Source organism: Thioclava nitratireducens (assembly GCF_001940525.2).
GTDB classification, from domain to species: domain Bacteria; phylum Pseudomonadota; class Alphaproteobacteria; order Rhodobacterales; family Rhodobacteraceae; genus Thioclava; species Thioclava nitratireducens.
Window position 1 is genome coordinate 639048 of record NZ_CP019437.1, and the last position, 18950, is coordinate 657997.

Here is an 18950-nt window from a genome sequence, read left to right on the forward strand (position 1 = left end):
GGGCGATGGCACGTCATCTGATGATCGCAGGGCACGGGCGCGCAGGCACCACGCTATTTTACAACATGCTGCGCGAGACTCTCAAAGGTTTCGAAATCCCGCCGCGCGAGACCAGCGCGCTTTCCACGATCGGGCAGCCGGGCGACTGGGTCAGCAAGCGGCCGCTCGATATTTTCCAGGTCGCGAATGTCGCGCGGGCGAATGTCCGTAGCAAGCGGATCGATCTGATCGTGCCGCTGCGCGACCCGCGCGACATCCTCGTGAGCCGTCATTCGGCGGTGCCGGACGATTATTTCATCTCGGCGGACGCGATGTATTTCATCGGCGGTCCGGATGCGCCCGCGCCGGTGATGCCGGGGTTCCTGCAGATTCACGAGGCGATCGGGACCGTGCTGAGATCCGGCATTTTCCCGCAGGGTGTATTCCTCCTGAAATACGAAGACCTGGTCAATGATCCCGACAGGATTCAGCAGAAGTTGCGCGATGCGCTCGGTCTGCAATTCGAAGGGCATTTTTCCGATTTCGGCGCCGCCGAAATTCCCGAGGAGTTGCAAGGCCCGCTCAACGGTGTGCGCCCGGTGGAAAAGGCGCGTGCGAAGTGGCTCGACGAAGAGCATCGGGCGCGGATTTTCGATCAATTCTCGCGCTTCCCGGTGCTGTTCGACCTGCTCGAGCAGTTGGGCTACGAAAAGGATCGCGACTGGTTCGCGCCGTTCATGGCGTGGCAGGCGGCCTCGAGGCCCCGGAGCAAGCGTATGAGTTTCGTGTGACGAGGGTGATGAGATGGACGCGATAGCCGCGACATTGCTGAAGGTAACGGCGTCGGCCGCAGGCACCGGGCGCAAATCCGCGACAGAGGGGACCGGTTTCGGATCGCTCGTGCAGGGCGTGCCGGCGGATGGGCTTGCAGCTTCGGGCGTGGGGGCTGCCACGGCGGCCGCGACGCCGGAGGCTGGCGCAGGCGCAGCGTCCGCCTTGACCGACAATCCAGCGCTTCAGGCCGAGCTGGCCAGCAAGCTGCAAACGGTTCGCGACGGCGCGCTGGCAGAGCTGGCGCAGGGCAAGTCAATGAGCGAGGTGCTCAAAAAGCTGGGCGCGTCGCTGGCTACGGTCCTCACGGAGTTCGACGCGGCGCATGGCACGAAGCTGCAGCAAGGTTTGACGCGGGCACTTGAAGGTATGCGGCTGCAAACTGACGGCGCGGGGGCAAAGCCCGCCTCGGATCATGCGAGCGACAAAAGCGACACGATTGACGCGGTCTTCGCGAGCCTTCTGGTCTCGCTCGGTCTGCAAGCGAAGCCATCTGGGACGGCATCGCCGCAAACGGGTGGTGCGCAGATCCCGTCGGTAGCGGGGCGCATGCCCGCGCACTCTGCTGGCAATCTATCCTCTCCGGCGGCACAGCCGAAGCTTGAGGCAACGCAGACGCAGTCGCAGGCGCAGGCGATCATCGCCGTTCCGCAGGGGCTTGCCGGGGTGATTCCAGCGCCGCTCACGGCGGAGATTCAGCAGAGCGACATGGACCCGCGGGTGCGCGCCGTGCTGGAAGCTGCCGCCAACGGCGCCACGAACACCGGCAAGGTCGAGGCGCAAGCCGCGGTTCTGCCTGCAGCGCAGAGCAAGGGCGACCCCAAGCCCGCCCAGTTTCTTGCCGAGGCCGCCCGTGCAGGCGTCTTGCCCGAAACCGCGGTGGCGCGGCTCACGCAGCATGACGCCAGTCACGTTGCGCGCAGCGACGCTGCTGCTCAATCGGCGCAGACGGCGGCCCAACCTTCGCCGCGCTTCGCGGCCTTCGTCGCGACGCAGCTTCGGCGCGCGGATTTGCAGGAAGGACGCACCCGCGTGGCGCTGACCCCGCGCGGGCTCGGCGATATCGAGATCGACGTGGAGCGCGACAAGCGTGGTCAGGTCAACGTGGTCGTGCGCGCCGAGAGCCCGGCGGTGCTGAGTGCGTTGCGCGGCGATCGCGAGACCTTGGCGGCGATCCTCGCCGGGCAGGGGCTGCAGATGGATAGCGGCGCGCTCGATTTCGAGCAGTTCGGCGGTCACGGCGAACGGGGCGATGAGCGCGCGTCCGGCGCGCATGTTACCGCAGATGAAGACATCCCCGTGCTGGGCGCCGACTGGCAGCCCACCATTCTCGACGGACAACTGGATATCAGGACCTGAGGAGCCACCGATGAGCATCTCACCGACAAGCACCAATCCCGCTGCGACCGCGGCCGACGCCAAGGCGAACCCGGCGCAGTCAAAGATCTCGGCGGATTACAACAGCTTCTTGCAGCTTCTGACGGCGCAGATCCGAAATCAGGATCCGCTGAAGCCGATGGATTCCACGCAATTCGTTTCGCAACTGGCGCAGCTGAGTCAGGTCGAGCAAACGGTGCAGACCAATACCAACCTCAAGACCATCGATGCCAAGCTGAGCGCAATGGGTGCGATGTCGGATGTGGCCCTGATGGGCAAGACAGTGTCGCTCGCCTCCGACCGGATCGAGTTGCGCGACGGTCAGGCCAGCACCAGCTACGAGCTTGCCGCACCCGCCGACAAGGTGACCGCGATCATCAAGACGGAAGACGGGACCGAACTGCGCCGGATTACTGGCCTGCCCGGACGGGCGGGCGAGAAGATCGCGCTGAAATGGGACGGGCGCGATTCTGCGGGATTGCCGGTGCCGGATGACACGTTCCGGGTCGAGATCGACGCGCAGGACGCCGATGGCAATGCGGTCTCGTATGACACCTATCCCAGCACGCAGGTGGAGCAGGTGCGCTTCTCTTCGCAGGGGCAATCGCTGGTTCTTCGCAATGGCGAGGAAGTGCCGAGTTCGCTCATCGTCGCGGTGTCGGGCTGACACGCCTGCACCGGGCGCGATCCGTGGTGGGAGGCTTCCTATCCCTGCTTGAACGGCTCGGCGCTGTTCACCTTGGCCGCTTGCAGGCCGGGTACTCGGTCCGCGAGGCCGCGCTCTAGCAGGGTGGCGAGGTCCTCGGGTTTGACCGTATCGGGATCGAACATCCGGTTATCCGCGAGCTTGCTCAAAAGGTCGAGTGTCTCGTCGCGCAGCTTCGGCACCAGCGCGGGGCCATCGGGAAGCCCGTCTCCCTTCAGCACCAGTGTTACGTCGACGTTCAAATAGCTGATCGTACGCGCCCGGTAGACCGGCACCGTGACAGGCCCCAAGGCGACGTCACGCGGCGCGGGTTCGGGCGGCGCTTCTGGGGCAGCAGGTCGCGGCGCGATCTGGCTTCCGCCCAGATAGCCCAGCCCCGCCGCGACGATCGGCACCACCACGACAAGCAGTACGAGTGTTCTCCAGCGCGGCATCGGAGACGATCAGTAGGGGAGGACGACGTCGAGCGCGTCTTCCCCGTAGCGGGGCTGTTGCACCTTGCTGATCTGGCCGCGCCCGCCATAGGAGATGCGCGCCTCGGCGATCTTCTCGTAGGGGATGGTGTTGTCCATCCGGATGTCTTCGGGCCGGATGATCCCGGCCACACGCAATTCGCGCAGCTCGTGATTGACCTTCACCTCCTGGCGTCCCGCGATCACGAAATTCCCGTTCTGAAGCTTCTGGATCACGAGGGCCGCGACCTTCAGGCTGATGGTCTCGTTGCGCTTGATCGAACCGCTGCCGTTGGAGGTCGATTGCGAGCTGAGATCGACGATGTTGCTGCCGGTGGGCAAGTCCTTCTCGCTGACGCCGGGCAGGATCTTGGCGATCTTGCCGCCATAGCCAAGGAAGGTCGGAAAACCGACGCTCTGGCTGCCGTCGCGGCTCCGCTGGGACGCGTTCTGAAGCTGCGCCTCGTCCTTGATGTTGATATCCACTGTCAGCAAATCGCCCACCTTGTCGGCACGCTGATCGCCGAAGAAGCCGGTGGAGCCGGTCTGCCAGAGCGACGCGGCCTCGGCCCGCTGCGGAATGCGCGTGGGCTCGAGCGGCGGCATCGGTACGCTCACCCGGTTCACCTCGGGGATCGTGTCGCCATCGACCACCATGTCGCTCACTTTTGGGTCGCGCTCAAAGGCCGTGCCGGAACCGCAGGCGGCCAGTGCGAGCATCGGCAGGATGTAGAACGGATGTCTCACTTCTGAATCTCCACTTTGCCGTCGGGCTTGGCGATGCCTTCGACAATCTTGTTGCTCACGAGATTGACCACGCGCACTGACTGGTCGGCATGGGCGTCGGAGATCGCCTTGCCGGGTGCGGTCAGGGACATGGCGCCTTTCGAATATTCGATCGAGACCGGGTCGCCGCGCGAGATGATGACCGGCTCGGTGATGGATTGGCTCATCACCGGGCGTCCGCGGGCGAGCACGCGGCGCACCTGCATCCCCTCCAGATGGTCGAGCCGCGTCACCGCATAGGCGCCCACCTGACCGTAGGGCAGGTCGACGACCTGGAAATCATCTCCGGAAAGAATCTTGCCGGGAAGCAACTGCTGCGTCGGCACCGGGACGGGCACGTTGAGCAGCGCAAGCCCCGCAAGGCGGCGCACGTCGCCCGAGGCCTCCACCGCATTCGCCAGGAACTGCCCCGTGGAGCGGTCCATCCAGAAGTCGCTTATCATCTCCGCGTCGCCCGGGTCGCTGTCTTGCAGCGTGATCTCGAAATGGCCGCTCGGCGGCATCTCCAGCCCCCAGGACTGCTCCGCCTTCTCGGCGATCAGCACGCGCACGGATTCGGCGCTCGCGGGGACGACGAGAAGCGCGGCGGCGAGCGTGGCGAGAACGGCGGTCGCGGAGGCGCGTATCGGGCTCATGGCATCACTTGATCTGGTTCGAGGTGGACATCATCTGGTCGGCCGTCTCGATCGCCTTCGAGTTCATCTCGTAAGCGCGCTGCGCCGAGATCAGATCGGTGATCTGCTGGATGATGTTGACGTTCGAGCTTTCGAGATAACCCTGACGCAGGATGCCCACGCCCGGATCGCCCGGAAGCGCCTCGGTCGGATCGCCCGACGCGGTCGTCGCCTGCAGGAGGTTGTTTCCAAGCGGTTTCATCCCCGCCTCGTTGACGAAGGTCGCCATCGTCAGCTGGCCGATCTGAACCGGGGTCGGGTCCTTGCCGACATAAGCCATCACGAGGCCCTGCTGGTTGATCTCGACATTCGTAGTGTTCGCCGGGACGTTGATCCCGGGCGCGACCTCGTAGCCGTCGAGGGACACGATCTGTCCCTCGGGGCTCAGCTGGAATGTACCCGCCCGCGTATAGGCCTGGCTGCCATCGGGCATGTTGAGGGTGAAATAGCCGCCGCCGTCGATTGCGAGGTCGAGCTGGTTCTCGGTCTGGACGAGCCCGCCCTGGGTGTTGAGCCGCACCACGCCCGCGCTTTGTACACCGAGGCCGATATCCACGCCCACAGGGCGCGCTGTCCCGTCGGCAGAGGTCAGCGAGCCTTCGCGTTGCAGCGATTGGTAGACCAGATCCTGAAAGGCGGCGCGGGTGCTCTTGTAGCCGGTGGTGTTCGCGTTCGCGATGTTGTTCGAGATCACGTCCACATTGGTCTGCTGGGCCAGCATCCCCGTCGCGGCAATTCCAAGTGCTCTCATGGTTCAGCTCCTTTTCGCGCCGGTCAGACTTTGCCAAGTCTGCGCAACGTTTCCTGACGAAGGTTGTTCTGTTCATCCATCAACTTCACCGCGCGCTCGTAGGAGCGCTGGATGTCCATCATCCGGGTCATCTCGACCACCGGTTGGACATTGCTCTCCTCGATGAAGCCCTGAGCGACCTGCGTCGTTTCGGATGGCGTAAAGGCGGGTACGGCGCCGCCGGGCGCGGCAAAGAGGCCTCCACCCAGCCGGCTGTAGCTCTGGATGTCGGGTACGGCGAACATGCCCAGCGTGCCGATCGTGCCGCTATTCGGCCCCGAAATCGTGCCGTCGCGGGAAATGGTGATCTCCTCGCCCGGCGGGATCGCGATCGGCGCGCCGCCCCGGTCGAGTACCCGATTGCCCGACAGCGTCACGAGATTGCCTTGCGGGTCGACGGTCAGCCGGCCGTCGCGCCCGAAAGCGGTCTGGCCCGCCGGCGTCTGGTAGGCGAACCAGCCATCGCCGTTCAGCGCCACATCGAGCGGGTTCGAGGTTTTGGTGAGGGATCCCTGCCGGTCGTCGAGATAGGAGCCCTTGTCGAGCACGTAGCTCACGTCATCCTCGGCCCCGGCATTGCCCTTCGACTCGAAGCTCTCGTTCAGCGAGCGCTCCGCCTTGAAGCCGGCCGTGTTGGCATTGGCCATGTTGTTGGCGGAGATGTCGAGACTGCGCCACAGCGTCGAGGCGAGGGATAGGGAGACGTAATTTGAGCTATCCATGAATGTCCGCCCGCGCGAATAGAACTTGTGGCTTTGCTTGGACTGCTGCCGATTTCCGGTCAATAATGTTTGCTCTTCTTGGATTAATCAATACTATTCTTTAAAGAGGGAAGGAATTATGGCGCGTTTGGGAAAGAGGTGATGGAATTGCGAAGCGGTTTCCCCTTGATGGGCGGCGTTTTGGCGCTCTGTCTTCTGTGCGGCCCCGCCGCGGCGGAGGCCATACCTGCGCCGCCACCATTCGATTTCGCGCAATACACTCAGGCGGGCTTCCTTGCGGACCGCGATGCGCTAACCGCAGGTTTCGCCGCGGCCGAGCCCGGGCCGTCGCGCGCGGTCGCGCGGCTCAATCTGGCTGAATTCTATCTCGCGCATGTCATGTTGCCCGAGGGGCGGTCGGTGCTGGGCGACGAGATGCCCGACGGTCTGCTCCCCGCCGAACAGGCCCGCTGGCGCGCGATCGCCGCCGGGTTCGATATCATGGAAGGGGTGGGGGTGCCGACTGGCACGCTCTTGCCCAATGCGGATTGGGCGAACTGGCAGGATTATCACCTCTGGGCGGCGCTGAATGCGATCACGCAGGGCGGCGCGGAGGAGCTCGAGGGGAACCTCGCGGGTGCGGCGGACCGGCTGCCCGCCTATCCGCCCGTTTTCGTGGAGGCCTGCCTGCCCGCGCTTCTGGAAGGCGCGATCGCGGTCAAGCAATGGGCGCTGGCCGAGCGACTGAGCCGGGATTTCGACAACTATCCCGAGTTGAAGGCCCAACCGGTCTACAGCTTCCTCATCGGGCGGGTGGCAGAGCAATCGCATCATCCGGAAAAGGCCTATGCCGCCTATCGTGAAGCAGCGAAGGGGCGGGATCGATACGCTCAGCGGGCGCGGCTCGCTCTGGTCGATCTCGGCCTTGCGAAGGGTGCGCTCACGACGGACCAAGGTTTATCCATGCTCGCCGAGGCCAATCTTGCGTGGCGCGGCGACCGGTTCGATCTTCAGGCCCTCGAACAGCGCGCGCATCTGGGGGAAAAGAGCGGTCGAGATGTGGAGGCGCTGATCGCCTATGGCGAGATCCTGACCCGTTTCCCGGACCGCCCGCAGGCGCGGACGGCCGCCGAGGCGGCGGATCGGTTGCTCAAGGCGTTCTATGCGAAAGGCGCGGCGGGGAAGATCTCGCTCACCGCCTTCACCGAAGGCCATCAGCGCTTGGAGCCCTATTACGAGGCTCGCGCCGATTTCCAGGCCTATGCCGAGCAATTCGCGGATCGTCTGCTGGAGCTGGGCGCCACGACGCAAGCCTCGTCGGAATATCGCAAGATCCGAGAGGCTCTCAGCGTACAACGCAAAGATAACCCCGAGGCGGTGTCGCAGGACCGGATGGCCTATCTTGCGCTTCGCGAGGCGGAAGCGCTTGCCCGTGGCGGGCAATTCGCGCGTGCCGCCAAGGTGTTGGGAGCCTCCGAGCGTCCCGCCGACGCGCAGGAGCTGAACCAGTTCAACGCACTGCAGGCCCGCGTTCTGGCCGAGGCCGGAAAGACCGATGCGGCCCTGGACACCAAGGTCACCGCGCAATCGATCGACCATCTTCGGTTGCAGGCGCAGCTCCATTGGAAGAAGGGCGACTGGTCAGCGGCGACGCGGTCCTATCGCGCATTGTGGAAGACGGCCTCTGGTGATTTTTCGGAGACCGATGCGGTCCAATTGCTGCTTGCTGCCTACCGGTCCGGCGACCTGACCACGGCCCGCAGCGTCGCAGAGGTTTTCCCCCGTCTCGCGGGGCGGGAGGACCTGAACAAGCTCGTCGCAAGCCTGCTGGCCGAGCCCGCCAAACTGACCCCGCTTATGGACGCCGCAGCGCGGGATCGGCTGCGCAACGCCGGTGATGCGATCGAGATGGTCGGGGCGGAGGCGAAGCGGGCAGGAGGCTAGGTATCTTTGCTATGCATTGCGCCCCTGACACGAGTCCAAAGAAAAACGGCGGATATTTTTAACTTCAGTGAAACATCACTCGTCTATCTCTTGGATAGGACCCCTTTCTCTTCGGACATGAGAGGATAAAACCATGAGTATTTCGAGCGCAATGCAGACCGGTGTGAGCGGCCTGAATGCGAACTCCGTCGCCGTTGGCGAAATTTCCGAGAATATCGCGAATGCGAACACCACGGGCTACAAGCGCAGCTTCGCCCAGATGGTGACCATGACGCCGACCGGCGGGCTCAACGCGCCATCCGGGGTCAATGCCGTCGTCTCCTCCGATCTGCAGAATGGCGGTGCGGTGATCCCTACCAACTCGCCCACCGATTTCGCGGTGAACGGGAACGGGTTCTTCGTCGTGTCCAGCAACGCCAATACCAGCGTGCAATCCGATTACGTCATGACGCGCGCCGGCTCGTTCCAGCCCGACGAGAACGGCAACCTCGTCAATTCGGCGGGCTACTTCCTGTCCGGCTATCCTTACACGGACGTCAAACTTGCCACGATCGACGGCAACAGCTTCAACGGTCTGAAGACGGTGAACGTCACGGACGCCACGCTGAGCGCGAAGGCGACCACCTCTATCGGGGTGCAGGGCAATCTTCCCTCGCAGGAAACCGGCAACGCGACGCCGGGCGCGCCTTTCACCTCCTCGTCGCAATATTACACGCCGCTCGGCGCGGTGAAGCGGCTCGAATATTCGTGGCAGCCGACCTCGACGCCGAACCAATGGGACATCACTGTCTCCGATGGTGACGGCGTGCCCTATGGTCAGGTGACGGTCGATTTCGCCCCGGGCGGTGCCAATGCCGGCGCGCCGATCAGCTATTCCGGTGTGACCAACCTCGCCACGGCCCCCGGCGCTTTCTCGATGGACACGACCACGGGCGTGATGAGCCTGACGATGAATGACGGCGGCACCACGCAGCCGATCGAGATCGGGCTCGGCGCATTGAACAGCTTCGACGGGATCACCCAGTTCGCTGGCGATTTCACGCCCCAGAAGTTCACTGCAGACGGCTCCTCGTCCGGCGCGCTGACCCGGATCGAAGTCGACGATACCGGCACGATGTACGGAATCTTCGACAACGGGCAGCGCCAGCCGCTCTACAAGATTCCGCTCGCCCATGTGGAGAACCCCAACGGCATGCAGGAGATCGACGGCGACGCCTATCGTCTGACCCGCGACAGCGGCGCCTACACGATCCACAAGGCGAACGAGGGTCCGGTGGGCACGATCAGTTCGGGTGCGCTCGAAGGGTCGAATGTCGATATCGCGCAGGAACTGAGCGATCTGATCCGCACCCAGCGGGCCTATTCCACCAACGCCAAGATCGTCACCACGATGGACGAGATGCTCGACGAAACCACGCGCCTCAAGCGCTGATCGTCACGCTGAGAAGAACGGAGCAAACCGATGAGCTTGACGGGCGCCCTCCAGGCGAGCACGAGCGGGCTGCGCGCGGCGCAGATGCAGTCGGAAGCGACCTCGCGCAATATCGCGAATGCGAGCACCGAGGGCTATGTGCGCAAGGAACTGCCGCAGGTCACTATCTCGGGCGGCCTCGTGCAGACCGGCGAGGCGCGGCGCGACGTCGACGCCTCGCTCAACCGCATGTATCGGCAGCATTCTTCTGCCATGGCGCGCGAGCAGGCGATCTTCGAGGCGGTGGGCGAATATACCGCGACCCTCGGCCAGCCGGGCGATGGGCTGTCGCCCGCGGATCGGCTGACCGACCTGCGCAGCTCGATGATCGCGCTGGCGAACAATCCGGGCAACAACGCGGCGCAGAACGGCGTGGCCTCCGCCGCGCAGGAGATGGTGACGTCGCTCAACCAGAGCAGCGACATGCTCGCGCGGATCGGTGGCGAGGTTGATATGGAGATCAAGTACGACGTCTCCGATTTCAACGAGACGCTGCATAAGATCACCTCGCTCAACAAGCAGATCTCGGATGCGCAGCCCGGCTCGCTCGGCGCGGCCGATCTCGGCGACCAGATGGACGTTCTGGTGGAAAAGGCGTCGAAGTTGATCGATATGCAGGTGCGCCGCTCCACCGATGGGCGGGCCACGCTCTACACCGCGGGGGGCACGCCGCTCGTCGATGGCGATCAGGCAAATTACGTCACCTATGACAAGGTGGCCGGAAAGCTGTTCGCGGGCAAGACGGAGATCACCCCGGAATCAACCGACGCGCGCGGCTTCCAGAATGGCAGCATTTCCGGGCTGTTCGCGGTGAAGAAGGATGTTCTGCCGCGCTTCCAGCTTCAGCTCGACGAGATGGCGCGCGGCCTCGTGCAAGGGTTCGAGGGGGCGGATGCCTCGCTCGCTCCGGGGCAGGCGGGTCTCTTTACTGACGCTGGTGCGGCTTACGATCCCGCGAAGCTCGACGGGCTTGCCGGACGGATCGCCGTGAGCGCAGCCGTGGACCCTGCGCAGGGCGGGCAGTTGTCGCGACTGCGCGACGGGATCGGTGCGACCACGCCGGGCGCGGCCGGAGATTCGACCCAGATCGCGGCCTTTGTGTCGATGTTCGACGCCCCGCTTTCGGCGAATCCGGACACCGGGCTGGCGGCGTCCCTGTCGTTGCGCGACTACGGCAGCAGCATGATCTCCGCGCAGGAGTTCGAGGGCACCCGCGCGCAGGAGCGTTTCGCTGCCGCCCGCACCGCCGCTGAAACCGTGAACGGTACGCGTCAGAGCATTCAGGGCGTGAATATCGATGACGAGATGCAAAAGCTGATCACGATTCAGCAAAGCTACGCCGCCAATTCGAAAATGATGACCGCCGTCATGAAGATGATGGACACGCTGCTCGCCGCCGTCTGAGGAGACTGAACGATGATCCCCCTGATCCGGAATTCGCTGTCGACCCTGCAGATGAGCATCATCTCGCGCCGCTCGGTCGACCGCACCACGGCAGAGCTGCAACGCACGAGCGACGAGGTCGCGACCGGGCGCAAATCCGATGTCTACGCGGATATGGGGGCGAAATCGGCCTTCGTCCTCGCTCTGGAAGATCGCGCGACCACAAATTCGAATTACGTCACCTCGAACAAGCTCCTCGGAAGCAAGCTCGATATGATTGCATCGAGCGCGTCGACGGCGCGCGGGGCCGCGCAGGAGGTGCTCGGGCTCGCCGTCGGTAACCTCGAGCAACCCGGCGCCGCGGCAGCGACCCTGCAGCAAAGCGCCCGCGCCGCGCTCGACACCATCATGACGAGCCTGAACATCTCGCTCGACGGCGAGCACCTGTTCTCCGGCGTCGCGTCGGACAAGCCCGCGCTGCGGGGCTATGACGTGGCGAATGGTGCGACGGGCCTGTCGGCAAAGGATGTCCTGGCGGGCATCGTCGGTGGTGGCCCAGCGGATGCGACCCAGGCGGCGGCGATGCTGTCGCAGATCGACAGCGTGTTCGACGACAGCAATGCCGATCCGGCCAAGCGCTTCAGTTCTACCTTCTTCAAGGGCGACGCGACGAGCGGAGCGGCGCGCAAGTCGGCGTTGATCGGGGATGGCGAGACGCTTGATTACGGGATGCAGGCGAACGATCCCGAATTCCACAACATCATCAAGGGGCTTGCACTCTTCGCCTCGACCGACGTCTCGAAGATCACGGATCGGGATGCCTATAAAAGCTGGGTGGCGGCCGGGGTCAAAGCATTGAGCGATGGGGTAGAGGGGCTGCGCAATTCCGAGACCGCCTTGGGTGCGAAGCAGAAGCGGCTCGACATCAAGCTGACGCAGCAGCAATCGATGGATGCGGTGCTCAACAGTCGGCTGTCGGATTATGTCTCGGTCGATCCCTATGAGGCCGCGACGCGGATGACGGCACTCCAGACGCAGCTCAACGCGAGCTACAGCGTTGCCGCGCAGATGTCGAAACTGTCGATCCTGAATTATCTCTGAGCCGCGCGTTTATCGCGCGGCCACCGTGCGGCGCGAGTCGGTCTGCTCGTAAGCGGCGATTTTCACGTCGCTCGTGCTGTCCAGTTCGCTGAACTTGTAGCCGCGACCGTAGACCGTCTCGATATACTGGTGGCCGCTTTCGGCCGCGTCGGCGATCTTCTTGCGCAGCTTGCAGATATAGACGTCGATCACCTTGTCGAAGGGCTGGTCGTCGCTCATCCCGTAGACCGCGTCATAGATCGCGCCCTTTGCGATCACCTTGTTCGCGTTCAGTGCCAAGTGCTGGAAGATCGCGTGTTCGCGGTTCGACAGTTTCAGCCGCACACCGGAGACAAGCGGGTCGCGCCCGTCGAAGAAGGCGGTGATTTCGCCGACGCTGATGCTCTCGGCGGCGTGGCCATAGGAACGCCGGATGATCGAGTTGATCCGCGACAGCGCCTCGATCCCCTTGATCGGGCTGACCATGACATCGTCTGCCCCGGCATCGAGCGCCTCGGAGGCGTCGCGCGAGTTCTTGAAGTCCCGCATCACCAGAACCGGGTTGCGGCAGCCGCAGCTGCGGATGGCCCGGATGTATTCGGTCACTTCGGGGCAGTCGCCGATCAGGATCGCCCGCGTGTCGACCCCCTTCTGGTTCAGCGTGCTGAGATCGGACGCGAAGAAGGACGCAGGGACGAGGACGGGCTGCAACCCAACGCTCTCCAGCTCGCCGAGCAGGCCGCGAACACGACCATCGCGAGGCTCAAAGACGTAAATATTCATACAGGTCTCCATCCCGGGCAAGTTTCTCGCACAAGCGGCAAGCTCACGCTAAGTTGTCACAAAGGATTAGTCAAGAATAGTACCGATTTATATTGGACACTATTCGCGTTTTACTTTAATTTAATGGAATGTGTCGGTGACGTGAGGAAACTATGCTTGCTGCCTTGTGCCGAAAAAGTCGTCGGGCGTCGCTTTCTTGCGCCGGGTTTCGCGGAGCGCTCGTCGCGCTCTCCGTCTTTGCGGGGGTGCTCAGCGCGATCCCGGCTACCGCACAGGTCCGGATCAAGGACATCGCCAGTTTCGAAGGCGTGCGCGAGAACCAGCTCGTGGGCTACGGTCTCGTCGTTGGCCTGAACGGGACTGGCGACACCCTCAACGGCAGCCCGTTCACGAAGAAGTCGATCGAGGGGATGCTCGAGCGGCTCGGGGTCGGCAATCTCTCCGGCGATGCGATCAAGACGAAGAATACGGCCGCGGTGATGGTGACGGCCAAGCTGCCGCCCTTCGCCCGCCGTGGTTCGACGATCGACGTGACGATCTCCTCGCTCGGCAATGCGGACAGCCTGCGGGGGGGCACGCTGATCGTGACGCCGCTCGTCGGCGCCGACGGTGAGATTTACGCCGTGGGGCAGGGGCCGATCTCGGTTGCGGGCTACAGCGCGAAGGGAAACGCGGCGAGCATCGTGGACGGTGTGCCCACGGTCGCGCGCATGGAGAATGGCGCAATCGTCGAGAAAGAGATCGATTTCGAATTGAACTCCATGAACTCGGTGCGTCTCTCCCTGCGCGAGCCGGATTTCACGACGGCCTCCCGGGTCGCAGGGGTGATCAATGACAAGCTCGGCCACAACACCGCGCAGATGCTCGACCCCTCCACGATCGAAGTGCAGGCGAAGGGCAAATATGGTGTACCGGAGCTTCTGGCGATGATCGAGAACCTCCCCGTCACGCCCGACTCCGTGGCGAAAGTAGTGGTCGACGAGAAGTCCGGAACGATCGTGATCGGCGCCAATGTGCGGATCGATCAGGTCGCGATCAGCCAGGGCGGGCTGACCGTGAAGGTCAAGGAAAGCTACGCGGTCAGCCAGCCGAAGCCTATCTCCATCGGGCAGACGGTCGTGGTGCCCGAAACGGATGTGCAGGTCGAAGAGCGCAACACTCAGTTCAGCGTGCTCCAAGGGGGTGATGTCAGCCTTCAGGACCTCGTGGACGGTCTCAATGCGATCGGTGTCGGCGCGCGGCAAACCATCTCGATACTGCAGGCGATCAAGGCAGCCGGCGCGCTTCATGCCGATCTGGAGATCATCTGATGAACCCGCTCGGTCCGTCGAAGCCATTTCTCTCGGCTGCGTCGCTCAAGGCGCCTGCCGCATCTGGTGCGAAGTCGCAGAACGCGAAGGAGATCGCCAAGAATTTCGAGGCGACCTTCCTGCAGCAGGCCGTTGGTGAGATGATGAAGACCGTGAAGATGGGCGGACTGGATGGCGGCCACGCCGAGGAGATGTGGAAGTCCTTCCTCGCGCGCGGCATCGCGGATGAGATCGCCGCCTCGGGCCGGACCGGGATCGCGCAAAGCGTCGAGCGGATGATCGGCGCCTATACTTCGAACGGAGAAGATCATGGCTGAAGAAACCCCGTCGCGTTTTCGCAAGCGGATGCAAGCCCGGCGCGACGATATCTCCGCCGACGGGCCCGTCCTAACCGAGGAGGACGACGCCAACCTCGCCGCTTTCGAGGCGAATATCGATGCGACGCTCGATCTGTTGCATGAGGAAATCGCGGCGGTCGAGGCGGGACATCTCGACCGCGTCACGGAGCTTTATGATCGCAAGGCGGACCTTCTGAAGCGGATCGAGCTGAAGATCCCTGTGATCGAGCCGTTTCTGGAGGCGTCTGAGCAAGCCGCGCCCGCACTTCGCGAGAAGCTCCGCCAGCTGAAGGTCGCCGTGCAGGACAATAGCGTTCTGTTGTCGCGGATGTCCGACGCGACCCGGGACATCGTGCGCGAGATCGAGAAAATCCGGAACCGGCACAGCCTCGACGGTCTCTATGGAAAGAGTGGCAAACCGGTCACAGGACAGGATGGTCCACAGATGCATATCGATAAGGAATTCTAGGTTTCGGCCAAACGTTAACCCGCGCTTAATCTTCGGTCCAAAATTCCTCTCCACGGCTCGCGCCGTTTTTCTGTCAGAAGACGAAAACAAAATATCTTTCAGAATGAGGAGTGACCAGAAATGTCGTCCATTCTTACCAATACCTCCGCGATGAATGCTCTTGCGACCCTGCGTTCGGTGAACAAAGGTCTCGAAGACACGCAAAACCGCATCTCGACCGGCAAGAAGATCAACTCGGCGAAAGACAACGCCGCGTATTTCTCGATCTCGGAATCGATGAACAGCGACAGCGGCATGTACAAGTCGATCAACGAAGGTCTGACGCTGACCAAGAACTCGGTTTCGACCGCACGTCTTGGCGCAGAGTCGGTGAAGGATCTCGCTCAGCAGTTCGTCGAGCGCGTTTCGTTCGCCCAAGGCGACGCGGTTGACCACGACGCGGTTCAGAAGGAACTCGACAACATCGTGACCCAGATCGGGACCACGATCCAGCAGTCGACCTTCAACGGCGACAACATGGTGAACACGACTGGCGCGGTCTCGGTTGTGACCGGTATCAGCCGCGCGGGTGGTTCGTTCCAGACCACCGCGATCACCTTCAACGCTGTCGACCTGACCGCGATTCAGTCGGCTCTGGGTGCGATCGATATCTCGGACACCACGGGTTCGGCGGGTGCACTGGCGAACGCAATGACGACCGCTGAAGCTCAGCTGGCAACGGCGATCGACAATGCGACCTCGCTCGGCGTGGCAGAGAAGTCTCTGGAATCCCAGCAGAACTTCCTCAACAAGCTGACCGACAAGCTCGACACCGGTGTCGGCAATATGGTCGACGCGGACATGGAGCAGGAGGCGGCTCGCCTTCAGTCCTACCAGGTCCAGCAGCAGCTCGCGACGCAGTCGCTCTCGATCGCGAACCAGGGTCCTCAGAACCTTCTGAGCCTGTTCCGCTAAATCGCGGCGATGAACTGAATGGAAAGGCCCCGTGCAGTACGGGGCCTTTTCTTTTGTCGCGCTTGGGTTGTCTTTTCCGGCAAAGTTTAAAAACGCCTTTAACCGCGTCGTGCTAAGTTCGGGCGAAGAGAACAAAAGAATATCGAGAGGAGAGCTTGCATGAGTGTCGCCGCGTATAAGCGAACCATTTCCGAAACCGAGTCTCCGCGGCAGATCGAGCGTCGTATCCTGTCGCGCGTCACTGGCGAGCTTGAGGCCTTTCTCGTCGATTATGACGAGGCGCCACGGGCCGGACGGGGGGCGATCCTCGCGCAGGGTCTGCGCACTGCGCTCTGGGAAAACGAGCGCATCTGGACGGCATTGCGCGATGACCTCGCGGAGCCTGCGAACCAGTTTCCCGCCGAGTTGAAGGCCGGGCTGATCTCGCTCGCGCTCTGGGTCGAGCGGCAGACGCAGATGGTGATGGGCGGCGGCGGCGCGGTCGCGCCGCTGGTCGAGGTGAACCGCAATATCATCCGCGGGCTCAGCGGCGACGCGGGCGAGCCGGTGGCTGCGGAATAAAGAGGGGCGCGGGTCATGGCATTACGACTGACGTTGAAACCGAACGAGCGAATCGTGGTCAATGGATGCGTGATCCGAAATGCCAACCGCCGCCAGACGCTTCAGATCGAGAATACCGCCGACGTGATCCGGGCCGAAGATCTGCTGGATGAAAACTGCGAGCCGACCCCGGTGAAGCAGGCCTATTTCCTGATCCAGACCGCGCTGATCCGCGCCGATACCCGCGACACGCTGGTGCCGGTCATTCAGGAGAAGCTCGCCGATCTCGCCACGATCTTCAGTGCCGCCGTGGTTGGCAGTGTTTTCGAGGCCGCGAACTGGGTGTCTCAGGGCGATTATTACAAAGCGTTGAGCGCGCTGCGCCCGGTCATGCGCCGCGAAGAAGAACTGTTCGCCCGCCTGTCCGCAAACACGAGCGCGACGGCGGCGCTGGAGGGCGAAGAATGCTGACGATTTCGGGCATGAGCAGTCGGCTCGCGCTGAGCCTGATCGATCGGACGCAGGCCAAGCAACTCGATCAACTGGCGCAAGAGCCGCAGCATGCGCGCGCGATCAGCCGTTTCCGCGAGAAGATCGGGGATATCCATACTGCGGCCGACTTGGTGAAGGATTACGACGCCTATAGTTTCGTGATGAAGGCCTTCGATCTGGAAGACCAGATGTTCGGCAAGGCGATGATGCGCGAAATCCTGTCGAGCGATCCCAATGACAAAAGTTCCCTCGTCAACAGGCTCACCGATCCGCGGTTTCGCAAGCTCTACGATGCGCTCGGGTTCACCAATGGCGGCACTGCAAACGCGAATACCTCCTCGGCCTCGTGGCAGGACAAGATCGTCGATCAATATGTCAGCCAGCAGTTCATCAATGGTGAGCGCGACCAGAACGAGACCGTCGGGTCCGTGCTCGAATTCCGGCAGAAGCTCGGCGGCGTCAAAACATGGTATTCGGTCCTGAAAGACAAGGATATGGCGCAGTTCATGCGCACGGCCTTGGGGATTCCGAATGACGTGGTGAAGCTCGATGTCGAGCGGCAGAAACAGATTTTCGAGGACAAGTTCGATCTTGCGAAACTCAAAGACCCGAAAGAGGTCGATGATCTTGTCTCCCGTTTCGTCGCTGTGTCCGATGCGAATAACTTCTCAATCGGAGGGGCGGCGGGGAATGCTGCGGTGACGCTGATGCAAGGCGCGGTGCAGGGGGGCTCGGGCCAATTCGTGCCCGCGACCTTCGATTTGACTGCGATCGCTACCTTCTCGGCTTCGCGCTACCGGTAAGCTGGTCGCCGGTCACGGACGGCTTCAGTCGATAATCACGTCATCATCGTCGAGCGGAATGCGGATTTCGTCCTCGCGCGACAGCTCGAGCGCATAGTCCACAAGCGCGGATTGCGCTTCTTGCACCTCGCGCCCGCGCACCGGGCCCATCGCGGTCATTTCCTCGTTCAGCATGTCGCGCGAGCGGGCGGGCAGGGCGCTCAGGAAGTAGTCGCGTACCTCCTTCTTGGCCCCGCGCAAGGCGAGCGGAAGCGTTTGCCCTTCGACCCCGCGCATGACTTTGACGAGGCTCTGCTGGTCGAGCTTGCACAGATCGTCGAAGGTGAACATCTTCGCCTTGATCGCACCGAACGCCTCGGGAATACGCTTTTCCAGACGCTGGGTGATGTCGTCGAACAGCTTGCTATCGAGTTTGTTGAAGAGATCGGCCATGCGCTGCTGCGGGTCCGGCCCGGTATTGCGCGTCGCCGAGCTCATGAACTCTTTCTGCAACGTTTCTTCGATGTTCTGGAAGACGTAACGGGGAACGGTCTCGATGCCGATCATCCGCTCCAGCACTTCCATCATGCGCTCTTCGCCCAGAAGCGGCAGCACTTTCGAGGCGACCTCGGGTTTCACCTTGCTCAGGATCGCCGCGACCGTCTGGTCGTGCTCTTCCTTGAGATAATTTGCGATGATCTGCTCGTTCAGCGCCGAGAAGTTTTCCCAGATATTGCGTCCCACCAGCGGGCCCTGAATCTCGTTCATGATGTCGGAGACGCGCTCGTCGGGGAGGAACCCCTTGAGCATGCTCTCCGCCATCTCCATCGAGCCCACGAGGCCGCCGCCATCGCCTGCGGTTTCCATGAACTCGCTCATCACCTCTTCGACGATATCGGCGGGGATCGTACCAAGGGACGAGATCGCATGGGTGATCGAATGGATGTCGTAATCGTCGAGCCGCTGCATGAGCCCTGCGCCGTGTTTCTCCCCGAGGCAGAGGAAAAGAATCGCTGCCTTCTCTGGGCCACGCAGTTTCTTGTAATCCCGGGAGGTTCTCATCGTCGGCGCTCGATCTGTTCTGAGGTCTCGGCAAGGATAGCAGGCT

Annotated in this window: 21 protein-coding genes; 14 read left to right on the forward strand and 7 right to left on the reverse strand. The window is 62.8% G+C overall.

The window, feature by feature from the left end:
• Positions 1-5: 5 nt before the first annotated feature.
• Genes BMG03_RS03225 through BMG03_RS03235 form a run of 3 tightly spaced genes read left to right on the forward strand, consistent with a single transcriptional unit; the run spans position 6 to position 2854 of the window.
• Positions 6-770: a sulfotransferase family protein gene (locus tag BMG03_RS03225; RefSeq protein ID WP_075775834.1), complete on the forward strand. Its 765-nt coding sequence runs from the start codon at positions 6-8 to the stop codon at positions 768-770.
• Between the two features lie 13 nt (positions 771-783).
• On the forward strand, positions 784-2169 hold the full coding sequence (locus BMG03_RS03230) for a flagellar hook-length control protein FliK (RefSeq protein WP_075775835.1): 1386 nt from the start codon (positions 784-786) through the stop codon (positions 2167-2169).
• A gap of 10 nt (positions 2170-2179) precedes the next feature.
• Positions 2180-2854 (forward strand): flagellar hook assembly protein FlgD, encoded by a 675-nt coding sequence (locus BMG03_RS03235; protein WP_075775836.1) that lies wholly within the window; start codon positions 2180-2182, stop codon positions 2852-2854.
• A 38-nt stretch (positions 2855-2892) separates the two neighbouring features.
• Here the strand turns inward: BMG03_RS03235 and BMG03_RS03240 are convergent, their stop codons facing one another.
• The 5 genes from BMG03_RS03240 to flgF are packed head-to-tail and all read right to left on the reverse strand — an operon-like array spanning position 2893 to position 6317.
• The gene (locus tag BMG03_RS03240) at positions 2893-3327 is read right to left on the reverse strand and encodes a hypothetical protein (protein ID WP_075775837.1); all 435 of its coding nucleotides are present in this window, start codon (positions 3325-3327) and stop codon (positions 2893-2895) included.
• 9 nt (positions 3328-3336) lie between these two features.
• Entirely contained in the window at positions 3337-4092 is a 756-nt protein-coding gene (gene flgH, locus BMG03_RS03245; protein ID WP_341865721.1) for a flagellar basal body L-ring protein FlgH, read from the reverse strand.
• On the reverse strand, positions 4089-4766 hold the full coding sequence (flgA, locus tag BMG03_RS03250; protein WP_075775838.1) for a flagellar basal body P-ring formation chaperone FlgA: 678 nt from the start codon (positions 4764-4766) through the stop codon (positions 4089-4091). Before flgA ends, flgH begins: the two co-directional genes overlap by 4 nt.
• A gap of 4 nt (positions 4767-4770) precedes the next feature.
• Positions 4771-5556 (reverse strand): flagellar basal-body rod protein FlgG, encoded by a 786-nt coding sequence (flgG, locus tag BMG03_RS03255; protein WP_075775839.1) that lies wholly within the window; start codon positions 5554-5556, stop codon positions 4771-4773.
• Between the two features lie 23 nt (positions 5557-5579).
• Complete coding sequence (gene flgF, locus BMG03_RS03260) at positions 5580-6317, reverse strand: flagellar basal-body rod protein FlgF (protein ID WP_075776010.1); 738 nt, start codon at positions 6315-6317, stop codon at positions 5580-5582.
• Between the two features lie 141 nt (positions 6318-6458).
• Here flgF and BMG03_RS03265 point away from each other — a divergent pair, with 141 nt between their 5' ends.
• The 4 genes from BMG03_RS03265 to BMG03_RS03280 all read left to right on the forward strand — a co-directional run bounded on the left by BMG03_RS03265 (position 6459) and on the right by BMG03_RS03280 (position 12195).
• On the forward strand, positions 6459-8240 hold the full coding sequence (locus BMG03_RS03265) for a tetratricopeptide repeat protein (protein WP_075775840.1): 1782 nt from the start codon (positions 6459-6461) through the stop codon (positions 8238-8240).
• 133 nt (positions 8241-8373) lie between these two features.
• On the forward strand, positions 8374-9672 hold the full coding sequence (locus BMG03_RS03270; protein WP_075775841.1) for a flagellar hook protein FlgE: 1299 nt from the start codon (positions 8374-8376) through the stop codon (positions 9670-9672).
• A gap of 30 nt (positions 9673-9702) precedes the next feature.
• Positions 9703-11115, forward strand: a complete 1413-nt coding sequence (gene flgK / locus BMG03_RS03275; RefSeq protein WP_075775842.1) for a flagellar hook-associated protein FlgK — start codon at positions 9703-9705, stop codon at positions 11113-11115.
• A gap of 12 nt (positions 11116-11127) precedes the next feature.
• Positions 11128-12195, forward strand: a complete 1068-nt coding sequence (locus tag BMG03_RS03280; protein ID WP_077701084.1) for a flagellin — start codon at positions 11128-11130, stop codon at positions 12193-12195.
• A gap of 9 nt (positions 12196-12204) precedes the next feature.
• Here BMG03_RS03280 and BMG03_RS03285 read toward each other — a convergent pair whose 3' ends face one another.
• Complete coding sequence (locus tag BMG03_RS03285) at positions 12205-12957, reverse strand: response regulator transcription factor (RefSeq protein WP_075775843.1); 753 nt, start codon at positions 12955-12957, stop codon at positions 12205-12207.
• A gap of 152 nt (positions 12958-13109) precedes the next feature.
• On the opposite strand from BMG03_RS03285, the gene BMG03_RS03290 reads away from it, so the two are divergent.
• The 7 genes from BMG03_RS03290 to BMG03_RS03320 all read left to right on the forward strand — a co-directional run bounded on the left by BMG03_RS03290 (position 13110) and on the right by BMG03_RS03320 (position 17863).
• Positions 13110-14267, forward strand: coding sequence for a flagellar basal body P-ring protein FlgI (locus BMG03_RS03290; RefSeq protein ID WP_077701085.1), 1158 nt, complete (start codon positions 13110-13112; stop codon positions 14265-14267).
• Entirely contained in the window at positions 14267-14584 is a 318-nt protein-coding gene (locus tag BMG03_RS03295) for a rod-binding protein (protein ID WP_075775845.1), read from the forward strand. Before BMG03_RS03290 ends, BMG03_RS03295 begins: the two co-directional genes overlap by 1 nt.
• Positions 14577-15074 (forward strand): hypothetical protein, encoded by a 498-nt coding sequence (locus BMG03_RS03300; protein ID WP_077701086.1) that lies wholly within the window; start codon positions 14577-14579, stop codon positions 15072-15074. Before BMG03_RS03295 ends, BMG03_RS03300 begins: the two co-directional genes overlap by 8 nt.
• 120 nt (positions 15075-15194) lie before the next feature.
• The gene (locus BMG03_RS03305) at positions 15195-16028 is read left to right on the forward strand and encodes a flagellin N-terminal helical domain-containing protein (RefSeq protein ID WP_075775846.1); all 834 of its coding nucleotides are present in this window, start codon (positions 15195-15197) and stop codon (positions 16026-16028) included.
• A gap of 159 nt (positions 16029-16187) precedes the next feature.
• The gene (locus BMG03_RS03310) at positions 16188-16589 is read left to right on the forward strand and encodes a flagellar biosynthesis regulator FlaF (protein WP_075775847.1); all 402 of its coding nucleotides are present in this window, start codon (positions 16188-16190) and stop codon (positions 16587-16589) included.
• A gap of 15 nt (positions 16590-16604) precedes the next feature.
• Positions 16605-17039, forward strand: a complete 435-nt coding sequence (locus tag BMG03_RS03315; RefSeq protein WP_075775848.1) for a flagellar biosynthesis repressor FlbT — start codon at positions 16605-16607, stop codon at positions 17037-17039.
• Positions 17033-17863, forward strand: a complete 831-nt coding sequence (locus tag BMG03_RS03320) for a DUF1217 domain-containing protein (RefSeq protein ID WP_075775849.1) — start codon at positions 17033-17035, stop codon at positions 17861-17863. The genes BMG03_RS03315 and BMG03_RS03320 overlap by 7 nt, the downstream gene beginning before the upstream one ends.
• A 24-nt stretch (positions 17864-17887) precedes the next feature.
• Here the strand turns inward: BMG03_RS03320 and BMG03_RS03325 are convergent, their stop codons facing one another.
• Positions 17888-18904: a flagellar motor switch protein FliG gene (locus BMG03_RS03325; protein WP_075775850.1), complete on the reverse strand. Its 1017-nt coding sequence runs from the start codon at positions 18902-18904 to the stop codon at positions 17888-17890.
• Between the last annotated feature and the right edge of the window lie 46 nt (positions 18905-18950).

What these genes read in the sequence shown, in the direction of transcription:
- BMG03_RS03270 (WP_075775841.1), top strand. Translation starts at nt 8,374, where the DNA reads ATGAGTATTTCGAGCGCAATGCAGACCGGTGTGAGCGGCCTGAATGCG.
- flgF (WP_075776010.1), bottom strand. Translation starts at nt 6,317, where the DNA reads ATGGATAGCTCAAATTACGTCTCCCTATCCCTCGCCTCGACGCTGTGG.
- BMG03_RS03240 (WP_075775837.1), bottom strand. Translation starts at nt 3,327, where the DNA reads ATGCCGCGCTGGAGAACACTCGTACTGCTTGTCGTGGTGGTGCCGATC.
- BMG03_RS03230 (WP_075775835.1), top strand. Translation starts at nt 784, where the DNA reads ATGGACGCGATAGCCGCGACATTGCTGAAGGTAACGGCGTCGGCCGCA.
- BMG03_RS03325 (WP_075775850.1), bottom strand. Translation starts at nt 18,904, where the DNA reads ATGAGAACCTCCCGGGATTACAAGAAACTGCGTGGCCCAGAGAAGGCA.
- BMG03_RS03310 (WP_075775847.1), top strand. Translation starts at nt 16,188, where the DNA reads ATGAGTGTCGCCGCGTATAAGCGAACCATTTCCGAAACCGAGTCTCCG.
- BMG03_RS03235 (WP_075775836.1), top strand. Translation starts at nt 2,180, where the DNA reads ATGAGCATCTCACCGACAAGCACCAATCCCGCTGCGACCGCGGCCGAC.
- BMG03_RS03300 (WP_077701086.1), top strand. Translation starts at nt 14,577, where the DNA reads ATGGCTGAAGAAACCCCGTCGCGTTTTCGCAAGCGGATGCAAGCCCGG.
- BMG03_RS03320 (WP_075775849.1), top strand. Translation starts at nt 17,033, where the DNA reads ATGCTGACGATTTCGGGCATGAGCAGTCGGCTCGCGCTGAGCCTGATC.
- BMG03_RS03315 (WP_075775848.1), top strand. Translation starts at nt 16,605, where the DNA reads ATGGCATTACGACTGACGTTGAAACCGAACGAGCGAATCGTGGTCAAT.
- flgA (WP_075775838.1), bottom strand. Translation starts at nt 4,766, where the DNA reads ATGAGCCCGATACGCGCCTCCGCGACCGCCGTTCTCGCCACGCTCGCC.
- flgG (WP_075775839.1), bottom strand. Translation starts at nt 5,556, where the DNA reads ATGAGAGCACTTGGAATTGCCGCGACGGGGATGCTGGCCCAGCAGACC.
- BMG03_RS03225 (WP_075775834.1), top strand. Translation starts at nt 6, where the DNA reads ATGGCACGTCATCTGATGATCGCAGGGCACGGGCGCGCAGGCACCACG.
- BMG03_RS03285 (WP_075775843.1), bottom strand. Translation starts at nt 12,957, where the DNA reads ATGAATATTTACGTCTTTGAGCCTCGCGATGGTCGTGTTCGCGGCCTG.
- BMG03_RS03265 (WP_075775840.1), top strand. Translation starts at nt 6,459, where the DNA reads ATGGAATTGCGAAGCGGTTTCCCCTTGATGGGCGGCGTTTTGGCGCTC.
- BMG03_RS03280 (WP_077701084.1), top strand. Translation starts at nt 11,128, where the DNA reads ATGATCCCCCTGATCCGGAATTCGCTGTCGACCCTGCAGATGAGCATC.
- BMG03_RS03305 (WP_075775846.1), top strand. Translation starts at nt 15,195, where the DNA reads ATGTCGTCCATTCTTACCAATACCTCCGCGATGAATGCTCTTGCGACC.
- flgK (WP_075775842.1), top strand. Translation starts at nt 9,703, where the DNA reads ATGAGCTTGACGGGCGCCCTCCAGGCGAGCACGAGCGGGCTGCGCGCG.
- BMG03_RS03290 (WP_077701085.1), top strand. Translation starts at nt 13,110, where the DNA reads ATGCTTGCTGCCTTGTGCCGAAAAAGTCGTCGGGCGTCGCTTTCTTGC.
- BMG03_RS03295 (WP_075775845.1), top strand. Translation starts at nt 14,267, where the DNA reads ATGAACCCGCTCGGTCCGTCGAAGCCATTTCTCTCGGCTGCGTCGCTC.